This is a genomic window from Pelomonas sp. Root1217, from assembly GCF_001425705.1.
Taxonomy (GTDB): Bacteria; Pseudomonadota; Gammaproteobacteria; order Burkholderiales; family Burkholderiaceae_C; genus Pelomonas.
In genome coordinates this window covers 500291-518403 of sequence record NZ_LMDC01000028.1, presented here as the reverse complement: position 1 = coordinate 518403, position 18113 = coordinate 500291, and the positions used below count along the sequence as shown (strand labels likewise).

General features: G+C 67.5%; 19 protein-coding genes. 11 read left to right on the top strand and 8 right to left on the bottom strand.

Annotated features, from left to right (window positions below; translation table 11 throughout):
- Nucleotides 1-107: 107 nt before the first annotated feature.
- The 7 genes from cdd to dut all read left to right on the top strand — a co-directional run bounded on the left by cdd (nucleotide 108) and on the right by dut (nucleotide 5935).
- On the top strand, nucleotides 108-524 hold the full coding sequence (cdd, locus tag ASC95_RS22380; RefSeq protein ID WP_157256455.1) for a cytidine deaminase: 417 nt from the start codon (nucleotides 108-110) through the stop codon (nucleotides 522-524).
- Nucleotides 525-532: 8 nt separating this feature from the next.
- The gene (locus ASC95_RS22375) at nucleotides 533-1369 is read left to right on the top strand and encodes a purine-nucleoside phosphorylase (protein WP_057299899.1); all 837 of its coding nucleotides are present in this window, start codon (nucleotides 533-535) and stop codon (nucleotides 1367-1369) included.
- Nucleotides 1366-2130, top strand: a complete 765-nt coding sequence (deoC, locus tag ASC95_RS22370) for a deoxyribose-phosphate aldolase (RefSeq protein ID WP_057299898.1) — start codon at nucleotides 1366-1368, stop codon at nucleotides 2128-2130. Before ASC95_RS22375 ends, deoC begins: the two co-directional genes overlap by 4 nt.
- A 157-nt stretch (nucleotides 2131-2287) precedes the next feature.
- Nucleotides 2288-3598 (top strand): thymidine phosphorylase, encoded by a 1311-nt coding sequence (deoA, locus tag ASC95_RS22365; protein ID WP_057299897.1) that lies wholly within the window; start codon nucleotides 2288-2290, stop codon nucleotides 3596-3598.
- A complete protein-coding gene (trmB, locus tag ASC95_RS22360) occupies nucleotides 3598-4284 on the top strand; it encodes a tRNA (guanosine(46)-N7)-methyltransferase TrmB (protein WP_057299896.1) in 687 nt (228 codons plus the stop codon). The genes deoA and trmB overlap by 1 nt, the downstream gene beginning before the upstream one ends.
- Entirely contained in the window at nucleotides 4284-5486 is a 1203-nt protein-coding gene (gene coaBC, locus ASC95_RS22355; RefSeq protein WP_057299895.1) for a bifunctional phosphopantothenoylcysteine decarboxylase/phosphopantothenate--cysteine ligase CoaBC, read from the top strand. Before trmB ends, coaBC begins: the two co-directional genes overlap by 1 nt.
- Nucleotides 5486-5935 carry a dUTP diphosphatase gene (dut, locus tag ASC95_RS22350; RefSeq protein WP_057299894.1) on the top strand — a complete coding sequence of 150 codons (450 nt, stop codon included), beginning with the start codon at nucleotides 5486-5488 and terminating at the stop codon, nucleotides 5933-5935. Before coaBC ends, dut begins: the two co-directional genes overlap by 1 nt.
- Nucleotides 5936-5961: 26 nt before the next feature.
- Here the strand turns inward: dut and ASC95_RS22345 are convergent, their stop codons facing one another.
- Nucleotides 5962-6483 carry a peptidylprolyl isomerase gene (locus tag ASC95_RS22345; protein WP_057299893.1) on the bottom strand — a complete coding sequence of 174 codons (522 nt, stop codon included), beginning with the start codon at nucleotides 6481-6483 and terminating at the stop codon, nucleotides 5962-5964.
- A 39-nt stretch (nucleotides 6484-6522) separates the two neighbouring features.
- Here ASC95_RS22345 and ASC95_RS22340 point away from each other — a divergent pair, with 39 nt between their 5' ends.
- Together ASC95_RS22340 and ASC95_RS22335 are read left to right on the top strand one after the other, a co-directional pair.
- Nucleotides 6523-7638, top strand: coding sequence for a JmjC domain-containing protein (locus ASC95_RS22340; RefSeq protein WP_057299892.1), 1116 nt, complete (start codon nucleotides 6523-6525; stop codon nucleotides 7636-7638).
- Entirely contained in the window at nucleotides 7635-8129 is a 495-nt protein-coding gene (locus ASC95_RS22335) for a hypothetical protein (protein ID WP_057299891.1), read from the top strand. The genes ASC95_RS22340 and ASC95_RS22335 overlap by 4 nt, the downstream gene beginning before the upstream one ends.
- Nucleotides 8130-8625: 496 nt before the next feature.
- Here ASC95_RS22335 and ASC95_RS22325 read toward each other — a convergent pair whose 3' ends face one another.
- The 7 genes from ASC95_RS22325 to ASC95_RS22300 form a co-directional block, all read right to left on the bottom strand.
- Nucleotides 8626-9405: an MBL fold metallo-hydrolase gene (locus ASC95_RS22325; protein ID WP_057299889.1), complete on the bottom strand. Its 780-nt coding sequence runs from the start codon at nucleotides 9403-9405 to the stop codon at nucleotides 8626-8628.
- 147 nt (nucleotides 9406-9552) lie between these two features.
- Nucleotides 9553-10728 carry an outer membrane protein assembly factor BamC gene (bamC, locus tag ASC95_RS22320; protein ID WP_057299888.1) on the bottom strand — a complete coding sequence of 392 codons (1176 nt, stop codon included), beginning with the start codon at nucleotides 10726-10728 and terminating at the stop codon, nucleotides 9553-9555.
- 70 nt (nucleotides 10729-10798) lie between these two features.
- Entirely contained in the window at nucleotides 10799-11680 is an 882-nt protein-coding gene (gene dapA / locus ASC95_RS22315; protein ID WP_057299887.1) for a 4-hydroxy-tetrahydrodipicolinate synthase, read from the bottom strand.
- Nucleotides 11681-11724: 44 nt separating this feature from the next.
- Entirely contained in the window at nucleotides 11725-12228 is a 504-nt protein-coding gene (locus ASC95_RS22310; RefSeq protein ID WP_057299886.1) for a bifunctional 2-polyprenyl-6-hydroxyphenol methylase/3-demethylubiquinol 3-O-methyltransferase UbiG, read from the bottom strand.
- Nucleotides 12225-12350 (bottom strand): hypothetical protein, encoded by a 126-nt coding sequence (locus tag ASC95_RS32280; protein WP_255355277.1) that lies wholly within the window; start codon nucleotides 12348-12350, stop codon nucleotides 12225-12227. Before ASC95_RS32280 ends, ASC95_RS22310 begins: the two co-directional genes overlap by 4 nt.
- Nucleotides 12347-13561: an MFS transporter gene (locus tag ASC95_RS22305; RefSeq protein ID WP_057299885.1), complete on the bottom strand. Its 1215-nt coding sequence runs from the start codon at nucleotides 13559-13561 to the stop codon at nucleotides 12347-12349. The genes ASC95_RS32280 and ASC95_RS22305 overlap by 4 nt, the downstream gene beginning before the upstream one ends.
- A 13-nt stretch (nucleotides 13562-13574) precedes the next feature.
- Nucleotides 13575-14951 (bottom strand): amidohydrolase family protein, encoded by a 1377-nt coding sequence (locus tag ASC95_RS22300; protein ID WP_157256454.1) that lies wholly within the window; start codon nucleotides 14949-14951, stop codon nucleotides 13575-13577.
- Between the two features lie 67 nt (nucleotides 14952-15018).
- On the opposite strand from ASC95_RS22300, the gene ASC95_RS22295 reads away from it, so the two are divergent.
- Complete coding sequence (locus tag ASC95_RS22295; protein ID WP_057299883.1) at nucleotides 15019-17013, top strand: DNA topoisomerase IV subunit B; 1995 nt, start codon at nucleotides 15019-15021, stop codon at nucleotides 17011-17013.
- Nucleotides 17013-18044, top strand: a complete 1032-nt coding sequence (locus ASC95_RS22290; protein WP_057299882.1) for a histone deacetylase family protein — start codon at nucleotides 17013-17015, stop codon at nucleotides 18042-18044. The genes ASC95_RS22295 and ASC95_RS22290 overlap by 1 nt, the downstream gene beginning before the upstream one ends.
- The last annotated feature ends 69 nt before the right edge of the window (nucleotides 18045-18113 follow it).

Below are 18113 nucleotides of genomic sequence, written 5' to 3'. Positions count from 1 at the left end.
AAGCCCCCGCGGGGACGGCGATGCTCTCGGCATCGAGCCGCAAGCACATCGCCTGAGCGGGCCGGCTAGGCAGCGGCCCGTCGCTCGGCCCGCAAGGAGTGAATGAGATGGAATTGAGTCAAGACCTGCTGAACCGCCTGCTCGCCGAATCCCTGCGTGCGCGCGATTTCTCACATTCGCCTTACTCCAAATACAAGGTGGGCGCGGCCATCCTCGACGAGCAGGGCCGCATCCACCTGGGCGCCAACATGGAGAACGCGTCCTACCCGCAGGGCTGGTGCGCCGAGCCTTCGGCGCTGACGGCCATGATCATGGCCGGTGGCAAGCAGGCGAGGGCGGTGCTCGTGACCGGCCCCGGCCCGGACATCATCACCCCCTGCGGCGGCTGCCGGCAGAAGCTGCGCGAGTTCTCCGTGCCCGAAGAGCTCGTCGTCATTGCCGGCGATCCCGGCGGCATCCGCCAACGCTGGACCCTGGCCGAACTGCTGCCCCACAGCTTCGGGCCCAGTCACTTGCACATCTGAGGTTTCCCATGATCGACAACAAGAACCTCGACGTCGCGATCGCCGCGAGCGTCGAGAAGCTGCAATCCCTGTTCGGCAACGCCCCTGAGGTCGCCGTGGTGCTCGGCTCCGGCTGGGCCGGCGCGGTCAGCCATGTGCAGGACGCCGAGCACCTGCCCTACACCGAGCTGTCGGCCTTCCCGCAGCCCAAGGTCGAGGGCCATGTCAACGAGATCGTCGTCGGCAAGATCGGCGCGCAGCGGGTCATCTTCCTGCGCGGCCGCGCCCACACCTACGAGAGCGGCGACTGCACCGGCATGGCCGGCGCGCTGCGTTCCCTGAAGCGCTGGGGCGTGAAGCTGGTCGTGCAGACCAATGCCTCCGGGTCGCTGCGCGGCCACATGCCGCCCGGCAGCCTGATGCTGATCGCCGACCACATCAACGCGCCGCAGCGCAGCCCGCTCGTCGGCGAACAGGGCAGCCACCGCTTCGTCGACATGGTCAACGCCTACGACGCCGACCTGCGCAAGCACGCGCTGGCCCTGGCCAAGCGTGAGAACCTGATGCTGGGCGAGGGCACCTACTGCTGGGCCCTCGGGCCGCAGTTCGAGACGGCCGCCGAGATCCGCATGTTCGCCGCCTGGGGCGCCGACGCCGTCGGCATGAGCACCGTGCCCGAAACCATCCTGGCCCGCCATGCCGGCCTCAAGGTCATGGGCATCGCGCTGATGACCAACATGGCTGCCGGCCTGTCCGCCGAGGCGCTGACGCACGATCTGACGCTGAAGCAGGCCCAGCTCTCCGGCGAACGTGCCGCCAGCTTCCTCGCGGCCCTCGTTGCGAGCTTTGCCGAGCTGACGCTATGACCACCGATCTGAAGGCGGTGGCCCGCACGGCGCTGGCCTGCCTGGATCTGACCAGCTTGAACGATGCCGACACGGCCGCCGACGTCGATGCGCTGTGCCGGCGCGCGCAGTCGCCGCATGGACCCGTGGCAGCCGTCTGCGTCTGGCCCCGCTTCGTCGCCCAGGCGCGCGCTGCCTTGCCGGCTTCCATCAAGGTTGCCGCAGTCGCGAACTTCCCCGATGGGGCGCTGGATCTGGCTCGCGCGCTGGCCGATGTCACGGAGATTGCGCAGGCGGGCGGCGACGAGGTCGACGTCGTGCTGCCGTACCGCGCGCTGATTGCCGGTGACAGCACCGAGGTGAGCGAGTTCCTGTCCGAAGTCCGCTTCGCCAGCCGGCCGTTGACGCTCAAGGTCATCATCGAGTCCGGCGAACTGGCCACGCCCGAGCGCATCGCCCAGGCAACGCGCCTGGCGTTGGCGGCCGGTGCCGACTTCGTCAAGACGAGCACCGGCAAGACCAAGGTCGGCGCCACGCCCGAGGCTGCCGCCGTGATGCTGAAGGAAATCGCCGCAAGCGGCCTGTCCGCTGCCGGCTTCAAGGCCTCGGGGGGCGTGCGCTCCGTGGCCGACGCCGCGGGCTATATCGCCCAGGCCGAAGCGGCCCTGGGCGCCGCCGCTCTCAACCCGCAGCGCCTGCGCTTTGGCGCCAGTGGCCTGCTCACCGACATCGACGCCGTACTTTCCGGCGCCCCATCCGCGGCCACAACGTCCGCGTACTGAGGGGCTTTTGAGTGACAACCCTTCGGGAGAGGGTCTGCGCGGGCGCATGCCGTCGTTGCGCGCCTTGCCTGGGCACGAGCCCAGGCGGCGTCGCACGCCTAGCCCTGCACCCGCGCAGACCCTCTCGCATCGATTCCCGTAGCATTACCAAGCCCCTATGCTTGCCCAAGAAATCATCCGCGCCAAGCGCGACGGCCTCGCGCTCAACGAAGCGCAAATCCAGAACTTCGTCGACGGCCTGACGCACAACTCCTGGAGTGAAGGCCAGGTGGCCGCCCTCGGCATGGCCGTGTTCCTGAAGGGCATGGGCCGCGACGAAGCCGTGCTGCTGACCCGCGCCATGATGAACTCCGGCCGCGTCATGCGCTGGCCCGACATGCCCGGCCCGGTGCTGGACAAGCACAGCAGCGGCGGCGTGGGCGACAAGGTCAGCCTGATGCTGGCGCCCATGGTGGCGGCATGCGGTGGTTATGTGCCGATGATTGCCGGCCGGGGCCTGGGCCACACCGGCGGCACGGTCGACAAGCTCGAGGCCATCCCGGGCTACACGACGACGCCCGAGCCGGCGCGCTTCGACCAGATCGTGCGCTCACTGGGCTGCGCCATCATTGGCCAAACAGCCGATCTTGCACCCGCCGACAAACGCTTTTATGCGACGCGCGACGTCACGGCCACCGTTGAGAGCGTTCCGCTGATCACCGCCAGCATCTTGTCCAAGAAGCTCGCTGCCGGCCTCGAAGGCCTGGCGATGGACATCAAGTGCGGCAATGGCGCCTTCGCCTCCACGCCCGAGTTCGCGAAGGAACTGGCCGAGAGCATCGTCGCGGTCGCAAGTGGCGCGGGCCTGAAGACGCGCGCGCTGATCACCGACATGAACCAGATCCTGGGCACCGATGTCGGCAACTCGCTGGAAGTCATCGAGACCATCCGCTACCTGAAGGGCGAGGTCCGCGAACCTCGTCTGCATGAAGTCACGTTGGCGCTGTGCGCCGAGATGCTGGTGCTGGGCGGGCTGGCTGCCAGCACCACCGCCGCGCGCGTGAAGCTGCAGGCCGCGCTGGACTCTGGCGCCGCTGCCGAGAAGTTCGCCAAGATGGTCGTCGCACTGGGTGGCCCGGCCGATCTGATGGAGCGGCCCGACATCTACCTGGTCGCCGCGCCCGTCGTGAAGCCGGTGGCCGCACCGCGGGCTGGCGTCATCACGACGATGTCGACCCGCGACCTCGGCGTGGCCATCGTCGAGCTGGGCGGCGGCCGCCGCAAGGCGGGGGACGGCATCGACATGCGCGTCGGCTTCTCCGAAGTGAAGCCGCTCGGTACGCGTGTCGCCGCTGGCGAGCCGCTGGCGCTGATCCACGCGGCCGACGACGCTGCGGCCGACCGTGCCATCGCGTCCTATCTGGCGGCTTGCTCGCTGGGCGACGCCGACATCGCCGCCACGCCCATGGTCATGGCCGAGGTGGGCTGATGGAAGAGAAAGAGGACCCGCCGCGCCGGGCCATCAAGAGCTTCGTCACGCGTGCCGGCCGCATGGGCACAGGCCAGATCAAGGCACTGGCCGAACTGGGCCCCAAGTTCGTTTTGCCCTACAAGGCCGAGCGCTTGAATGCCGGGGCCGTCTTCGGCCGCAATGCCCCGCTGGTGCTGGAAATCGGCTTCGGCATGGGCGGCGCCACCGCCGAGATTGCGGCCACGCTGCCGGACCATGACTTCATCGGCTGCGAGGTCCACGAGCCGGGCGTCGGCGCGCTGCTCAAGCTCATCGACGAGAGGCAGCTGAGCAACATCCGCATCGTCCAACATGATGCCGTGGAGGTGCTGCGCGACATGGTCGGCCCCGGTCTGCTGGCCGGTGTGCACATCTTTTTCCCCGATCCTTGGCACAAAAAGCGCCACAACAAGCGCCGGCTGATCCAGCCCGACTTCGTCGCCAAGCTGATGCAGCATCTGGCGCCCGGCGGCTACCTACACTGCGCGACCGATTGGCAGCCCTATGCCGAGCAGATGCTTGAAGTGCTGTCTGCCGAGCCGACCCTCCAGAACACAGCGGCCGGCTATGCTGACAAGCCCGCCTACCGGCCCCTAACAAAATTCGAGGCGCGCGGCCTGAAGCTGGGCCATGGGGTCTGGGATCTGGTGTTCAGGAAGCGTTGATGACATCACCACTGCAAGGCAGGCACGTCCTGCTCGCCATGACCGGCGGAATCGCCGGCTACAAGGTCGCCGAGCTGACGCGCCTGTTCGTGAAGGGCGGCGCAACGGTGCAGGTCATGATGACCGAGGCCGCCGAGCAGTTCATCACCGCGGTGACGATGCAGGCCCTGTCCGGCCGGCCGGTCTACACCAGCCAGTGGGATGCGCGGCCCGACAACAACATGGCCCATATCAACCTCAGCCGCGAGGCCGATGTGATGCTGGTGGCGCCAGCCAGCGCCGATGCCATCGCGGCGCTTGCGCAGGGCAGGGCGGACGACCTCGTCAGCCTGACCGCGCTGGCCCGCCGCATCCATGAATGTCCGCTGCTGGTCGTCCCAGCGATGAACCGCGAAATGTGGGCCCACCCGGCCACACAACGCAACGTGGCGCAGATCCGCGCCGATGGTGCGACCGTCATTGGCCCAGCCAACGGCGATCAGGCCTGCGGCGAGATCGGTGACGGCCGCATGCTCGAAGCTCAGGAGATCTTCCTCGACGTCGAGGCCTTCTTTGCGCCCAAGGCATTGCTAGGCAAGAAGCTCCTCATCACCGCCGGCCCGACCTTCGAGCCCATCGACCCGGTGCGTGGCATCACCAACCACAGCAGCGGCAAGATGGGTTTTGCCATCGCCCGCGCTGCGGCTGAAGCCGGCGCCGAGGTCACTCTGGTGGCTGGACCGGTGAACCTGGCGACACCGCGCGGCGTGCAGCGCATTGACGTACAGAGCGCGCAGCAGATGTTCGATGCCGTGCTGCCGCTGGCCACCCACCAGCATGCCTTCATCGCGACGGCCGCCGTCGCCGACTGGCGTCCTGCGCAAACCCACGAGCACAAGCTCAAGAAGGCCGAAGGAGGCGCGACGGCGCCGACCATCGCGATGGCCGAGAACCCGGACATCCTCGCCGCTGTGGCCGGGCTGCCCCAGCCGCCTTACTGCGTCGGCTTCGCCGCTGAAAGCGAGAAGCTGGCCGAACACGCCGACGCCAAGCGCCGCCGCAAGGGCATCCCGCTGATCGTCGCCAATCTCGGCCCGGCCACCTTTGGCCGCGACGACAACGCGCTGCTGCTCATCGACGAGCAGGGCCAGCGCGAGCTGCCCCGTGCGGACAAGCTCAGCCTCGCGCGTGAGCTGATCTCTGAACTCTCGAAACGCCTTTGATGACCCCGATTGACCTGCAAGTGCTCGACGCCCGCATGGCCGAGCAGATCCCCGCCTACGCCACGCCCGGCAGCGCCGGCCTCGACCTGCGAGCCTGCCTGGATGAGGCGATCACACTGGCCCCAGGCCAGACGACGTTGATCCCCACGGGCCTGGCCATCCACATCGCCGACCCGGGCCTGGCCGCCATCATCCTGCCGCGCTCGGGCCTCGGCCACAAGCACGGCATCGTGCTCGGCAACCTCGTCGGCCTGATCGACAGCGACTACCAGGGCCAGCTGATGGTGAGCTGCTGGAACCGCGGCCAGACCGAGTTCGTCATCCAGCCGTTTGAGCGCATCGCCCAACTGGTTATCGTGCCGGTCGTGCAGGCGAGCTTCCGCCGCGTCGACACCTTCGACTCGTCCGAGCGCGGCGCGGGTGGTTTCGGCTCGACGGGCAAGGCATAAAAAAGGCGCCGTGAGGCGCCTTGATCTCAGTGGATCGGCTCGTCCGGCGGCGCACCGGTCTGCACCATGAAAATGGGCTCGCCAACCGAACCGGCCTCGACCTCCTGTTCGGTGGCCGCACGCACGTCCAGCAGCGTCAGGTGCATGCGCAGGCCGATCCCGGCCAGCGGGTGATTGCCGTCGAGCACGACGTGCTGAGGGTAGACCTCGGTGACCGTGTAGACCACGTCCTCGGGCATGCCTTCGGTAGCGGCGCCTTCGGGCAGGCCTTCGATCTGCAGGCCGGGCTCGACGCCATCCGGGAACAGGCTGCGTGCCTCGAAGCAGACGAGGTTGGAGTCGTAGTCGCCAAAGGCTTCTTCGGGCTGCAAGGCCAGAGCGGTTTCGAAGCCGACATCTTGGCCCTCCAGCGCTTCCTCGACCCTGGCAAACAGGTCGTCGCCACCAAGCAGGAATTCCATGGGCTCAGCCAGCTCGTCGATGAGCTGGCCTTGGGCATCTTCGAGTCTCCAGCGCAGGGAGACAACACAGGGGCGGGTCGCTTGCATGGGAGAGATTTTCCCACACCACCCTCGGCACAATAAGGCATGCAAATTGCCTTACCCACCGCGATGCTCGCCGGCCTGAGCCCGGAGCAGTTCATGGACAAGCACTGGCAAAAGAAGCCGCTGCTCGTGCGCCAGGCCTTCAATCCCGCGCCGTCGCCGGCTTCGCTGAAGGAGCTCGCCGCACTGGCGGCGCGCGACGACGTCGAGTCCCGCCTCGTCACAGCCTTTGATGGCGAGTGGAAGCTCAAGCAAGGCCCCATCGCGCGCCTGCCGGCGACGAGCAAGCCCGGTTGGACCCTGCTGGTCCAGGGACTGGACCAGCATTTGGCGCAAGGGCGCGCGCTGCTCGACCTTTTTCGCTTTGTGCCCGATGCGCGGCTGGACGACCTGATGCTGTCCGTGGCCAGCGACGGCGGCGGCGTCGGTCCGCATTTCGATTCCTACGACGTCTTCCTGATCCAACTCGCTGGACAGCGCCGCTGGCGGATCTCCGCCCAGCGTGATGCCGTACTCCGCGACGACGTGCCGCTGAAGATCATTGCCAATTTCAAGGCCGAAGAGGAGTTCGTGCTGGAGCCCGGCGACATGCTCTACCTGCCGCCGGGCTGGGCGCATGACGGCGTCGCCGTCGGGCCTGGCTGCATCACCGGCTCGGTTGGCTTTCGAGCGTCGAGCGTCGACGGCTTGGCGGCTGAGCTGCTGCCGCGCCTGCTGGACGACGTCGACAGCGACGGCAGGCTCTACGCCGATCCTCGCCAGGAGGCCACCGCGGAGCCGGCCCGGGTGCCGGCCGCTCTGCTGGATTTCGCCCGCCGTGCCGTCGAAGCGGCCGTGCAGCGGCCGCAGGCGCTGGAGCGGGCTCTGGGCGAGGCGCTGACCGAGCCCAAGGCAACCGTCTGGTTCGAGCCCGGCGAACCGCTACCGCCGGGCCGCGATGCAGTGCTCGACAGGCGCAGCCGCATGCTCTACGACGCTGCCCATGTCTTCCTGAACGGCGAGAGCTTTCGGGCCGGCGGCCGCGACGCAGCGCTGATGCGCAGCCTGGCCGACAACCGGGCGCTGGGGGCCGCCGAAGTCGCGCGCCTGTCTCCCGACGCGCGCGAACTGCTGGACCAATGGACCGAGGATGGCTGGGTTCAGCCACAGACGCCATGAACGCACAAACTTTTGCCGGCCGGGCCGATTTCCAGCGCCTGCTCACCGAAACCCTGGCGTGGGCGGGCGAGCAGGGTTGCCGTGAACTGCACGCCTGGGATGCGGACTTCGTCGACTGGCCGCTGTCCGAAGCGGCTGCCCTCACCGCCCTGACCGCCTGGGCCCGCAACGGCCGTCAACTGCACCTGCTGGCCCTGCAGTACGACGACGTGGTGCGCCGACACCCGCGCTTCGTCCGCTGGCGCCGTGACTTCGCGCATTGCGTGACGGCCCGGGCGGTCGAGCCGGAAGTCAGGCTCGAAGCGGTGCCGGTGAGCTTGCTGCTGGCTGTCGGGGCCGAGTCGACCTTGAGCCTGCGGCTTTTCGACCGCCATCTGTGGCGCGGCGAATTGAGCCTGGATCCGGCTGAGCGCCTGCGTGGCCTGGAATGGTTTGATGCCCTCGCACAACGCTCCAGCGACTCATTTGCGCCCACGACTTTGGGGCTCTGAGTGTTTGTGACGTGCAAACCCCTATAATCACGGGCTAGGCGAGGGAAGCGCTCGAGGTTTTCCGCGTCTTGTTCTGTCGGGGTCGGCCGTTGGTGTGCAAAAAGCACTGGCGCACGACCCCAAAATTATGGTGTGCACCGTCGTTTAAACGTTTGAGGACAAGTATGAATAAGTCGATCCTGTTGGCTTCCCTGCTGGCTGCTGCTGCTCTGACCGCTTGCAGCAAGAAGGAAGAACCCAAGGTTGAGGCCCCCGCGGTCGTGACCCCGGCTCCCGCCGCTTCTGAAGCCGCCTCGGCTGTTGCCGATGCTGCCTCGGCCGCTGCCAGCGCCGTTGTTGACGCCGCTGCGTCCGCTGCTTCGAAGTAATCGCTTCGTCCCCACGGAAAGAGCCGTCGCTGCGCAAGCAGCGGCGGCTCTTTTCTTTTTCGCGACGCTTTGGCGGGCGTTGCTGACGCGATTACAAAACTTTGCGTGATGCGATCGAGCGGCCTGGCTCAGTTCAGCGACATCCAATCCAAACCCAATGTGGGATGGGCGATGCGAATATCTGATTGCGCATCGCCGAGGATTCTGGTCAACGCGGCGCGCGCCAGTTCGGGCGTGTTGTTGTGTTCGCTGAGATGGGCTGCGGCCACAGTCTTCAAACCCGTATGCAGGCAGCGAGCCAACAGATCGGCCGCCGCGGCATTCGACAGATGGCCATGGCTGCCCAGAATGCGCTTTTTCAACGCCGGGTGATAGGGCCCGGTGCGCAGCATGCCTTCGTCGTGGTTGCATTCCAGCAGCAGCGCCTGGCAGCCCGCCAGCGCTTGGGCCACGCTTGCCGGTGCACAGCCCAGGTCGGTGACAACCCCCAAGCGCAGCGCGCCGTCGTCCAGCACCAGTTGCAGCGGCTCGTTGGCGTCATGCGGCACTGAGAAGGGCCGCAAATCCATGTCGCCCAATGCCATGGCCTCGCCGTCCTTGGCGATGCGCAGCAAACCGGGATCGAAGTCGGCGTTGCCAACCGCCCGCCAGGTGCCACGGCTCATGACCAGCGGGATTCGGTAGCGCATCGCGAAGGCGAGTGCGCAACCGATGTGGTCGCCGTGCTCGTGGGTAATGAAGACGGCATCGACATCCTCGGGCGCACTGCCGGCGCGGGCGAGGCGTTTGACGAGTTCGCGCACGCTGAAGCCAGCATCGACGAGCAACCGCGTGCTCGTGATGCCCTGGCTGGCCTCAATCAGGGTCGAGTTGCCTCCGCTGCCGCTGCCGAGGCTGCAAAAGCGCATCACGCGAACGCTCCTTTGAGCATTGCAGCGGGAAACGGGCGGTTCATCGAAACAACCTGATCTTCACCGAGTGGCTCCAGTAGATCCGGCTTTGCCGGGCTGCTTGGAGCGCCCCTTGAGGGGCCGGCGAAGCCGGTAGGGGTGGTCTTATTTCAGGTCGTCCATCAGCAACGACAGGATGCGCTTGGCGTTGTCGTCCGCAATGGCCTGGCCGCGGTCGTCTAGCACGCGCACCGTGCTCTTGACTCCGTCTGCCTTGACCGAAACGCGATAGCGCACCGGCGCGCCGGCCTTGGCGCCGAACAGGCGCTGGAAGAAGTTGGGCTCGTCCTTGCCGGCCTGCTCGGGGTCGGCGTAGCGCAGATAGAAGAGGCCAGCAGCGCGGTCACGGTCTTCGATGGTGAAGCCATGACGGTCCAGCGACAGGCCGACACGGCGCCAGGCGCGGTCGAATCCGTCATTGACGGCAAGGCTCTCAGGCACTTCGGACAGCGGGCGGCGGACACGTGGGGTGTCGCCGCCGACCTTGATCGTGCTCGGTGTCGTGGCTGCGGCGGGCGAGCCCGCTTCGGCGACGATGGCCTTGGCAGTGTCTTCCTTGCCGCCGAGCTTGAGCATCAGGCGCGACAGCATCTCGGCTTCGAGATAGGGGTCGGCCGGGCGGTTCTGCCAGGCGGTCGAATCACGGCCCTGGGAGGTGTAGACCTCCTGCATGCCGCGGTGGCTGATGAAGATGTCGGTACCGCTCGCGCTGCGTTCCACACGGGTGCGGTACATGTCGCGCTCACCGGTGGAGTACAGGCCGTCGAAGACCTTGCCGATGGTGGAGCGGATGAAGTCCTGGGGCAGCTTGGCGCGGTTCTCGCCCCAGTTGGTCTCCATGACACCGACCTCGGGCTGCTCCTTGACGACTTCAAGGCCGCGTTCCCGCCAGAAGCTGCGGATCTGCGGCCAGAGCTGCTCGGGCGAAGCCGAGGTGTGCAGCCAGCGCTCGGCGCCGCTGCGCTCGAGGCGAACATCGCCGGCCGCATTGGCGGCGACGCTGCCGGAGACCAGCGACTGGGCATTGGTCGAATTCGCCGGCTTGACCGCTGACAGCGCCGAGGCGGTGATGGAGCCGCCTTGCACTTGGGCGCGGTTGTCCTTGGCGAGCTGGGTCAGGTCGGGCGGAATGTCCAGGCCCTGGGTCTGGCGCGAAGCGGCGCGGTAGTCGACCTTGTCCGTCGAGAACATGCTGTCGATGGTGCTGCAGCCGGCGAGCGACAGGACAAAGGCCGTGCAGGCCAGACGGGTCGCCGTAGGGCGGAGCGAGGAAACAGACATCACGCTGGAAATCTCCGGGGAACAAAGACGCCGGTCGAGGCCGGCGCAGCCGCGCATTAGACCAGAGCCTTCAGAGCAATCCGGCTTCGACCATGGCCTGGCCGACGCTGGCTTGGCCGGCGGCCGTCAGCGGCGTGATCGGCAGGCGCAGCGCAGCGCCGCAGCGGCCCAGGCGCGACAGCGCCCACTTGGCCGGGCCAGGGCTGGGCTCGCAGAACAGCTGCTTGTGCAGGCCAAGCAGTTTGAGATGGACCTTGCGGGCCTCGACGGCATTGCCTTCGATGGCGAGGCGGCACAGCTCGGCCATCTGGCGCGGCGCGACGTTGGCCGTCACGCTGACGTTGCCGTGGCCGCCGAGCAGCATCAGCGCGACGGCGGTGCCGTCGTCTCCTGAGTAGATGTGGAAGCCTTCGGGCGCGTGCTTGATGAGGAACGCGGCGCGCTCGATGTTGCCGGTGGCTTCCTTGATGCCGAAGACGCCGGGCAGCGTGGCGCAGCGCAGCGTGGTTTCGGGCAGCAGATCGGCGACGGTGCGGCCGGGCACGTTGTAGAGCATCATGGGGATGTCCACGGCCTCGGCAATCGCCTTGAAGTGCTGGTAGATGCCTTCCTGCGAGGGCTTGTTGTAGTAGGGCACGACGGACAGCGTGCAGTCCGCGCCGACCTCCTTGGCATAGCGGCTGAGCTCGACGGCCTCGGCGGTGGAGTTGGCGCCGGTGCCTGCCAGGATGGGAATGCGGCCCTTGGCATGCTCGACCGCGACGCGAATGATCTCGCGGTTCTCTTCCATGCTGACGGTGGGCGACTCGCCCGTGGTGCCGACGACGCCGACGCAGGCCGTGCCTTCCTCGACATGCCAGTCGATCAGGCGGCGCAGGGCCGGGTAGTCGATGCTGCCGTCCTCGTTCATCGGGGTGACGAGGGCGACGATGCTGCCGAGGATGGGCTTCATGGTGGGAGAGTCTGAGTGAATCGAGCGATTTTAGGCCGCCTGGATCAGGGGACCGGCGGCCGGATCGCCGCAACGCGCTGCACAAAGCGCGGGTTGACGGTGTCTTCGAACAGGTCTTCGTAAGCCACGATGCGCCAGTCGCCACAGACGCGCAGCAGTTCGCCCCGCTGCAGCAGGAAGTCGGGCCGTGATGGCCGGCCGATGGTCTGCTGGCCGTCGGCGAAGGTTTCCCAGATCAGCCAGCCGCCGGGTTTGACGGCCGATTTGATGGTGTCGAACAGCGGCCGCCACAGATAGTTGCAAACGACCACCAGATCGAAAGCCATCGACGGCAAAGGCCAGGGAGCGTTCTCGATGTCCGCCACCACGATCTTTGCAAGGCTTTGCAAGGGTGCCGTGGCGACTGCGTCACGGTCGACGCCGGTCACCTGCCAGCCGGCCGCGGCCAGCCAGCTCAGGTTGCGACCCGAGCCACAGGCCACGTCCAGCGCCGTGCCGGGTGGATGGGGTGCGAAGCGCTGCAGCCACGCCGAGGGCGTGCGGCTCATCCGAAGCAGGCCCAGATCTGCTCGCTGAGCTGGATCATGACGGCAGGGTGGCGGTAGGCCAGCACCGTTGCCGCGAGGGCGGCGATGCCCAGCACTGGCAGGATCCAGCGTCGCGGCTTCATGCTGGCTGAGCCCTCAGGATGGGTGTCTCACGCACCGGCAGATTGGCCAGCATGGCCATCAGCCCCAGGGCCACCGCCAGCCACCAGACGACGTCATAGCTGCCGGTCGCGTCGTAGAGCTTGCCGCCCAGCCACACGCCCAGGAAGCTGCCCACCTGGTGGCTCAGGAAGACGAAGCCGCCAAGCATGGACAGATGCTGGGCGCCGAAGATCTGCGCGACGACGGCATTGGTCGGCGGCACGGTCGACAGCCACAGGAAACCGATGACCGCGGCGAAGACGTAGACGCTCAATGGCGTCAGCGGCACCGAGATGAAGATGACGATGGCCACCGCGCGCAGCCCGTAGATGGCCGACAGCAGGTAGCGCTTCGGGAAGCGCTGGCCCAGCATGCCCGCGGCATAGGTGCCGAAGATGTTGAACAGGCCGATCAGCATCAGCGCGCCGGTGGACACGCCGATCCCCAGGCCATGGTCCTTCAGATAGCTCGGCAGATGCACGCCGATGAAGACGACCTGGAAGCCGCAGACGAAATAGCCCAGCATCAGCAGCTGGAAGCTGCGGTAGCCGAAGGCCTCGCGCAGGGCCTGGCCGATGCTCTGGTGGGCGCCGCTGAAGGCGGCCACGCTGCGCTCGCGCATGCCCAGGGCCAGCGGCAGGATCAGCAACGCCGCGCCGGCCAGGAGCCACAGGGCGCCCTGCCAGCCGAGATGGCTGATCAGCCAGGTCTCGACGGGGATCATGACGAACTGGCCGAAGGAGCCTGCCGCTGCCGCAACGCCGAAGGCCCAGGAGCGCTTCTCCGGCGACACCGTGCGGCCCAGCACGCCGTAGATGACGGCATAGGTCGAGCCCGACTGGGCAATGCCGATCAGCACGCCGGCACCGAGGGTGAAGCTCAGCGGGTGGCTGGTCACGGCCATCAGCAGCAAGCCGCAGGCATAGGTCAGGCCGCCGGCGATCAGCACCTTCCAGGCGCCGAAGCGGTCGGCCAGCATGCCGGCAATCGGCCCCGCAATGCCCCAGGAGAGGTTCTGCACGGCCATCGCGAAGGAGAAGGTCTCGCGCGTCCAGCCGCGCTCCGTGATGATGGGCTGCAACCAGAAGCCGAAGCCGTGGCGGATGCCCATCGACAGCGTGACGATCATGGCGCCGCAAAGCAGCACTTGCTGGACTGACAGGCCGGTGGAAGCGGTGCGGGGGGTATTCATGCGGCGACTGTAATCAGCGTCGTTTGGCCTTGCTGGGCGCTTTGCTTTGGGCTTTGCCCTTGCCGGTCTTCTTCTTGGCCGTGGCTTTGGGCGGGTCTGCCGTGGAGGTGCTGGCCTGGGAACTGGCGGCGGCCACGTCTGCCAGCCGCGTCAGCAACCGGCCCTGCTTGACGCGCAGCAGCGGCATGTCGATCGTGGCCAGGTCGGCCAGCGGGTCGGCGCCCAGCACCAGGAAGCTGGCCTCGCAGCCGGGGTCGAAGCAGCCGAGCTTGCGGCCCGGGAACAGCGCCTGCGGCGTATCGCGCGTGGCCAGGCGCAACAGCGTCGCACGGTCCACGCCGAGTTCGTCCAGCGCGTGCAGCTCGGCCCGGCCGGTACCGACGAAGACGTCGGAACCCACCAGCAGCTGCACGCCCGCTGCCAGCAGCCGTGCCAGATTGGCTCGCTGCACCTCCCGCAGCGCGGTCAGGGTTGCGGGGTCGAGCTTGAAGAGCGCGGTGGCGGCCGTCGTCGTGATGACGGCGGTGTGCTGGCGGGCGGCCTGGGCGGCGGCGGCCTCGCTGATGGCGAAGCGCTCGGGCGCCTCGTCCAGCGTGTTGGCGTAGCCGGGCAGGTGGGCGATGGCGTCGACGCCGGCGGCCAGCGCGGCGTCGAAATCAGCCGCGGTTTCCACATGGGCGACGACGCGCCGGCCGTCCGCGCGGGCCAGCCGCGTCAGCGCGCTGGCGGTTTCGGGCGTCAGGCCCAGGCGGCCGAACATCTCCGGTCGGCCGCGCAGCTCGGGGCGCTCGCTGTGCGCCAGCACGATGCGCAGCCAGTTGCCGCCGCGGCCTTTGATGGCCGGCCATGCGCTGAGCGCCTGCTCGGGGGTGTCGACGAGGATGATCTGCTTCTGCGCTGCGGCAGCCTCGGCGCTGGGTTCGGGCAGCATGGCCGCCAATGGGTAGCCGTCGCTGGACGTGATGCAGGCGGTCACGAAGCTGACATCCGGTGCTGCGGGCGTGGCGGTCAGCGGCTTGACCTCGGCGACGCTCTGCGGGTCGCCACACAGCATGGCGGCGTAGAACACGCCCTCGTCCAGATAGCTCTGCGCGTACTGGCCCCAGCCCCAGGCGGTCTGCAAATTGTGGTTGTGCGCCTCGGCCAGCGGGTTGATCAGGACTTGCTGGCCATGGATGTCCATCTTGCGGTTGACCTTGGCCGGCTTCCTGGTGACGAAGACGCCGTTTTCGACGTAAAGGCTGCCGCGCTGGATCTTCTGGCCGTCGAACCAGCGCGCATTCTTCAGTTCCCAGGACAGCGGGGCGCTGGCCTGGTAGGGCGGCTGGGAGGGGCCTTGGGCCTGTGCGACTCCACAGGCCAGCAGCAAAAAGGCAGTCAGGAATCTCAAGCTCGAACACTCGCTCGTCGGGGGCCGCGAATCCTAGCCCCGAGCGCATCCATAGAATCCCGCCCCTATGTCGAGCCGTCCGTCTTCCTCTCCCGCCGCTGCACCTGCCGCTTATGGCGAAGCTTCCATCCGCGTTCTCAAGGGCCTGGAACCCGTCAAGCAACGGCCGGGCATGTACACCCGTACCGAAAACCCGCTGCACTGCATCCAGGAGGTCATCGACAACGCCGCCGACGAGGCGCTGGGCGGTTTTGGCAAGCGCATCGACGTGACGATGCATGTCGATGGGTCCGTGTCAGTCGCCGACGATGGCCGCGGCATTCCCTTCGGCCTGCACCCCGAGGAAGGCGTGCCGGTCGTCGAGATCGTTTTCACCCGCCTGCACGCCGGCGGCAAGTTCGACAAGGGCTCAGGCGGCGCCTACAGCTTCTCCGGTGGTCTGCACGGCGTGGGCGTGTCGGTGACCAATGCGCTGGCCAAGCGGCTCGAAGTGGCCGTCTGGCGCGACAAGCAGGTCGCCGGCATCGCCTTCGAGCATGGCGACGTGGTGCAGCAGGTCGTCACCCGCCCCGCCGCCAGCGGTGACCGCAAGCAGGGCACGACGGTGCGTGTCTGGCCCGAGGCCAAATACTTCGAGAGCGTCGAGCTGCCCAGGCACGAATTGGTGCACCTGCTGCGTTCCAAGGCCGTGCTGATGCCCGGCGTGACCGTCACGCTGAAGATAGAGAAGACCGGCGAGACGACGACGTGGCTCTACAAGGCCGGACTGCGCGACTACCTGGCGCAGTCGCTCACCAGCGACCCGTTGATCCCGCTGTTCGAAGGCGAGGGCTTTGCCACCGCTGGCGAGAGCGAGAACTTTGCCGAGGGCGAGGGCGCCGCCTGGTGCGTGGCCTTCACGGAGGACGGCGCGCCGCTGCGCGAAAGCTATGTGAACCTGATCCCGACGGTGGCCGGCGGCACGCATGAGTCGGGGCTGAAGGACGGCCTGTTCGGCGCGGTCAAAGGCTTCATCGAGATGCACTCGCTGCTGCCCAAGGGCGTCAAGCTGATGCCTGACGACGTGTTCTCGCGCGCGAGCTTCGTACTGTCCGCCAAGGTGCTGGACCCGCAGTTCCAGGGCCAGACCAAGGAGAGACTGAACTCGCGTGATGCGCTGCGGCTGGTGTCGGCCTACGTGAAGCCGGCGCTGGAGCTGTGGCTGAACCACCATGTGGACCACGGCAAGAAGCTGGCCGAGCTGGTCATCAAGCAGGCACAAACTCGGCAACGCGCCAGTCAGAAAGTTGAAAAGCGCAAGGGCTCCGGTGTGGCTGTGCTGCCCGGCAAGCTGACCGACTGCGAGAGCCGCGACCTGCTGCACAACGAGGTCTTCCTCGTCGAGGGCGACTCGGCCGGCGGCAGCGCCAAGATGGGCCGCGACAAGGAGACCCAGGCCATCCTGCCGCTGCGTGGCAAGGTGCTGAACTCCTGGGAGGTCGAACGCGATCTGCTGTTCAAGAACAACGAGATCCACGACATTTCGGTGGCGCTGGGCGTGGACCCGCATGGCCCCAATGACACGCCCGACCTCAGCGGCCTGCGCTACGGCAAGGTCTGCATCCTGTCAGACGCCGACGTGGACGGCTCGCACATCCAGGTGCTGTTGCTGACACTGTTCTTCCGCCATTTCCCCAAGCTGGTCGAGACCGGCCATGTGTTCGTCGCCCGCCCGCCGCTGTACCGCGTCGATGCGCCGGCGCGTGGCAAGAAGCCCGCCGCCAAGCTCTACGCCCTGGACGACGGCGAGCTGACCGCGACGCTGGACAAGCTGCGCAAGGAAGGCGCCCGTGAAGGCAGCTGGAGCATCAGCCGCTTCAAGGGCCTGGGCGAGATGAACGCCGAGCAACTGTGGGACACGACGCTGAATCCGGAGACGCGACGCCTGTCGCGCGTCGAGTACGGCCAGCTCGACTTTGCCGCGACGGTGGAGTCCTTCAACAAGCTGATGGGCAAGGGCGAGGCGGCGTCGCGCCGCGAGCTGATGGAGTTGCATGGCGACGCTGTGGAGGTGGACGTCTGATGCAGACGGTCTACAACGCCAGCCACACGGCCCATGCGGCAACGCATGAGTTCTTCCGCGGCCGCCTGGTGCCGGCGTTCGAGATCCCGGCGCGGGCCGACTACATCCTGCAGGCCGTGCAAACGGCTGGCTTGGGTGAAGTGCTGGCGCCGGTGGACCACGGCCGCGCGCCGCTGGAGCGAGTGCATGCCACGCGCTACCTGAACTTCGTCGAGGGCGCCCACGCCGAATGGCTGGCCACGGGTGGCGACGGCGATGCTTTCCCGGCCGTCTGGCCCGTGCGCTCACTGCGCAGCGATGTCGAGCCGGCGAGCTTTGCGGCCCGCATGGGGCTGTATTCGATGGACAGTGGCACGCCGCTGACGGCTGGCAGCTGGGCGGCGGCCTATGCCGGCGCGCAGGCATCGTTGACGGCACTGGATCTCGTGCTCGGCGGCCAGCGCGCGGCGTATTGCCTCACGCGCCCGCCCGGCCACCACGCTGGCGCCGACTTCTTCGGCGGCTACTGTTTCATCAACAACGCCGCGGTCGCCGCCCAGGCTGCACGCGACGCCGGCCTGGCACGCGTCGCCATCCTGGACGTGGACTACCACCATGGCAATGGCACCCAGGCCATCTTCTACGACCGCGCCGACGTTTTTTTCGCCAGCCTCCACGGCGACCCGCGCACCGAGTACCCGTTCTTCCTCGGCCATGCCGACGAGACCGGCGCAGGCGAGGGCGTCGGCTTCAATGCCAACTTCCCGCTGCCGGTGGGTGTGGCCAACGACGACTGGTTCGCCGCACTGGACGTGGCGCTTGCACGGTTGACCGCCTATCAACCTGATCTGCTCATCGTGTCCCTCGGCGTGGACACCTACGGCGGCGACCCGATCTCGCACTTCAAGCTGGACGAGCCCGAGTTCCGCCGCATGGGCGAACGCATTGCCCGCTTCGGCGCGCCGACGCTGTTCCTGCAGGAAGGCGGCTACGCGACCGAGGCCATCGGCCGCAATGTCGTCGCCGTGCTGGCTGGGTTTGAGGGCGCATGAGCGCAGCGCCGGGCCGCCCCAAGCAAGCTCGCTCCCGCTTGGCGGGACAGGCCGCAGGCCGAAGGGTGC

Coding starts and splice junctions, on each gene's coding strand:
- cdd (WP_157256455.1), top strand. CDS start 108: ATGGAATTGAGTCAAGACCTGCTGAACCGCCTGCTCGCCGAATCCCTG.
- ASC95_RS22375 (WP_057299899.1), top strand. CDS start 533: ATGATCGACAACAAGAACCTCGACGTCGCGATCGCCGCGAGCGTCGAG.
- deoC (WP_057299898.1), top strand. CDS start 1,366: ATGACCACCGATCTGAAGGCGGTGGCCCGCACGGCGCTGGCCTGCCTG.
- deoA (WP_057299897.1), top strand. CDS start 2,288: ATGCTTGCCCAAGAAATCATCCGCGCCAAGCGCGACGGCCTCGCGCTC.
- trmB (WP_057299896.1), top strand. CDS start 3,598: ATGGAAGAGAAAGAGGACCCGCCGCGCCGGGCCATCAAGAGCTTCGTC.
- coaBC (WP_057299895.1), top strand. CDS start 4,284: ATGACATCACCACTGCAAGGCAGGCACGTCCTGCTCGCCATGACCGGC.
- dut (WP_057299894.1), top strand. CDS start 5,486: ATGACCCCGATTGACCTGCAAGTGCTCGACGCCCGCATGGCCGAGCAG.
- ASC95_RS22345 (WP_057299893.1), bottom strand. CDS start 6,483: ATGCAAGCGACCCGCCCCTGTGTTGTCTCCCTGCGCTGGAGACTCGAA.
- ASC95_RS22340 (WP_057299892.1), top strand. CDS start 6,523: ATGCAAATTGCCTTACCCACCGCGATGCTCGCCGGCCTGAGCCCGGAG.
- ASC95_RS22335 (WP_057299891.1), top strand. CDS start 7,635: ATGAACGCACAAACTTTTGCCGGCCGGGCCGATTTCCAGCGCCTGCTC.
- ASC95_RS22325 (WP_057299889.1), bottom strand. CDS start 9,405: ATGCGCTTTTGCAGCCTCGGCAGCGGCAGCGGAGGCAACTCGACCCTG.
- bamC (WP_057299888.1), bottom strand. CDS start 10,728: ATGTCTGTTTCCTCGCTCCGCCCTACGGCGACCCGTCTGGCCTGCACG.
- dapA (WP_057299887.1), bottom strand. CDS start 11,680: ATGAAGCCCATCCTCGGCAGCATCGTCGCCCTCGTCACCCCGATGAAC.
- ASC95_RS22310 (WP_057299886.1), bottom strand. CDS start 12,228: ATGAGCCGCACGCCCTCGGCGTGGCTGCAGCGCTTCGCACCCCATCCA.
- ASC95_RS32280 (WP_255355277.1), bottom strand. CDS start 12,350: ATGAAGCCGCGACGCTGGATCCTGCCAGTGCTGGGCATCGCCGCCCTC.
- ASC95_RS22305 (WP_057299885.1), bottom strand. CDS start 13,561: ATGAATACCCCCCGCACCGCTTCCACCGGCCTGTCAGTCCAGCAAGTG.
- ASC95_RS22295 (WP_057299883.1), top strand. CDS start 15,019: ATGTCGAGCCGTCCGTCTTCCTCTCCCGCCGCTGCACCTGCCGCTTAT.
- ASC95_RS22290 (WP_057299882.1), top strand. CDS start 17,013: ATGCAGACGGTCTACAACGCCAGCCACACGGCCCATGCGGCAACGCAT.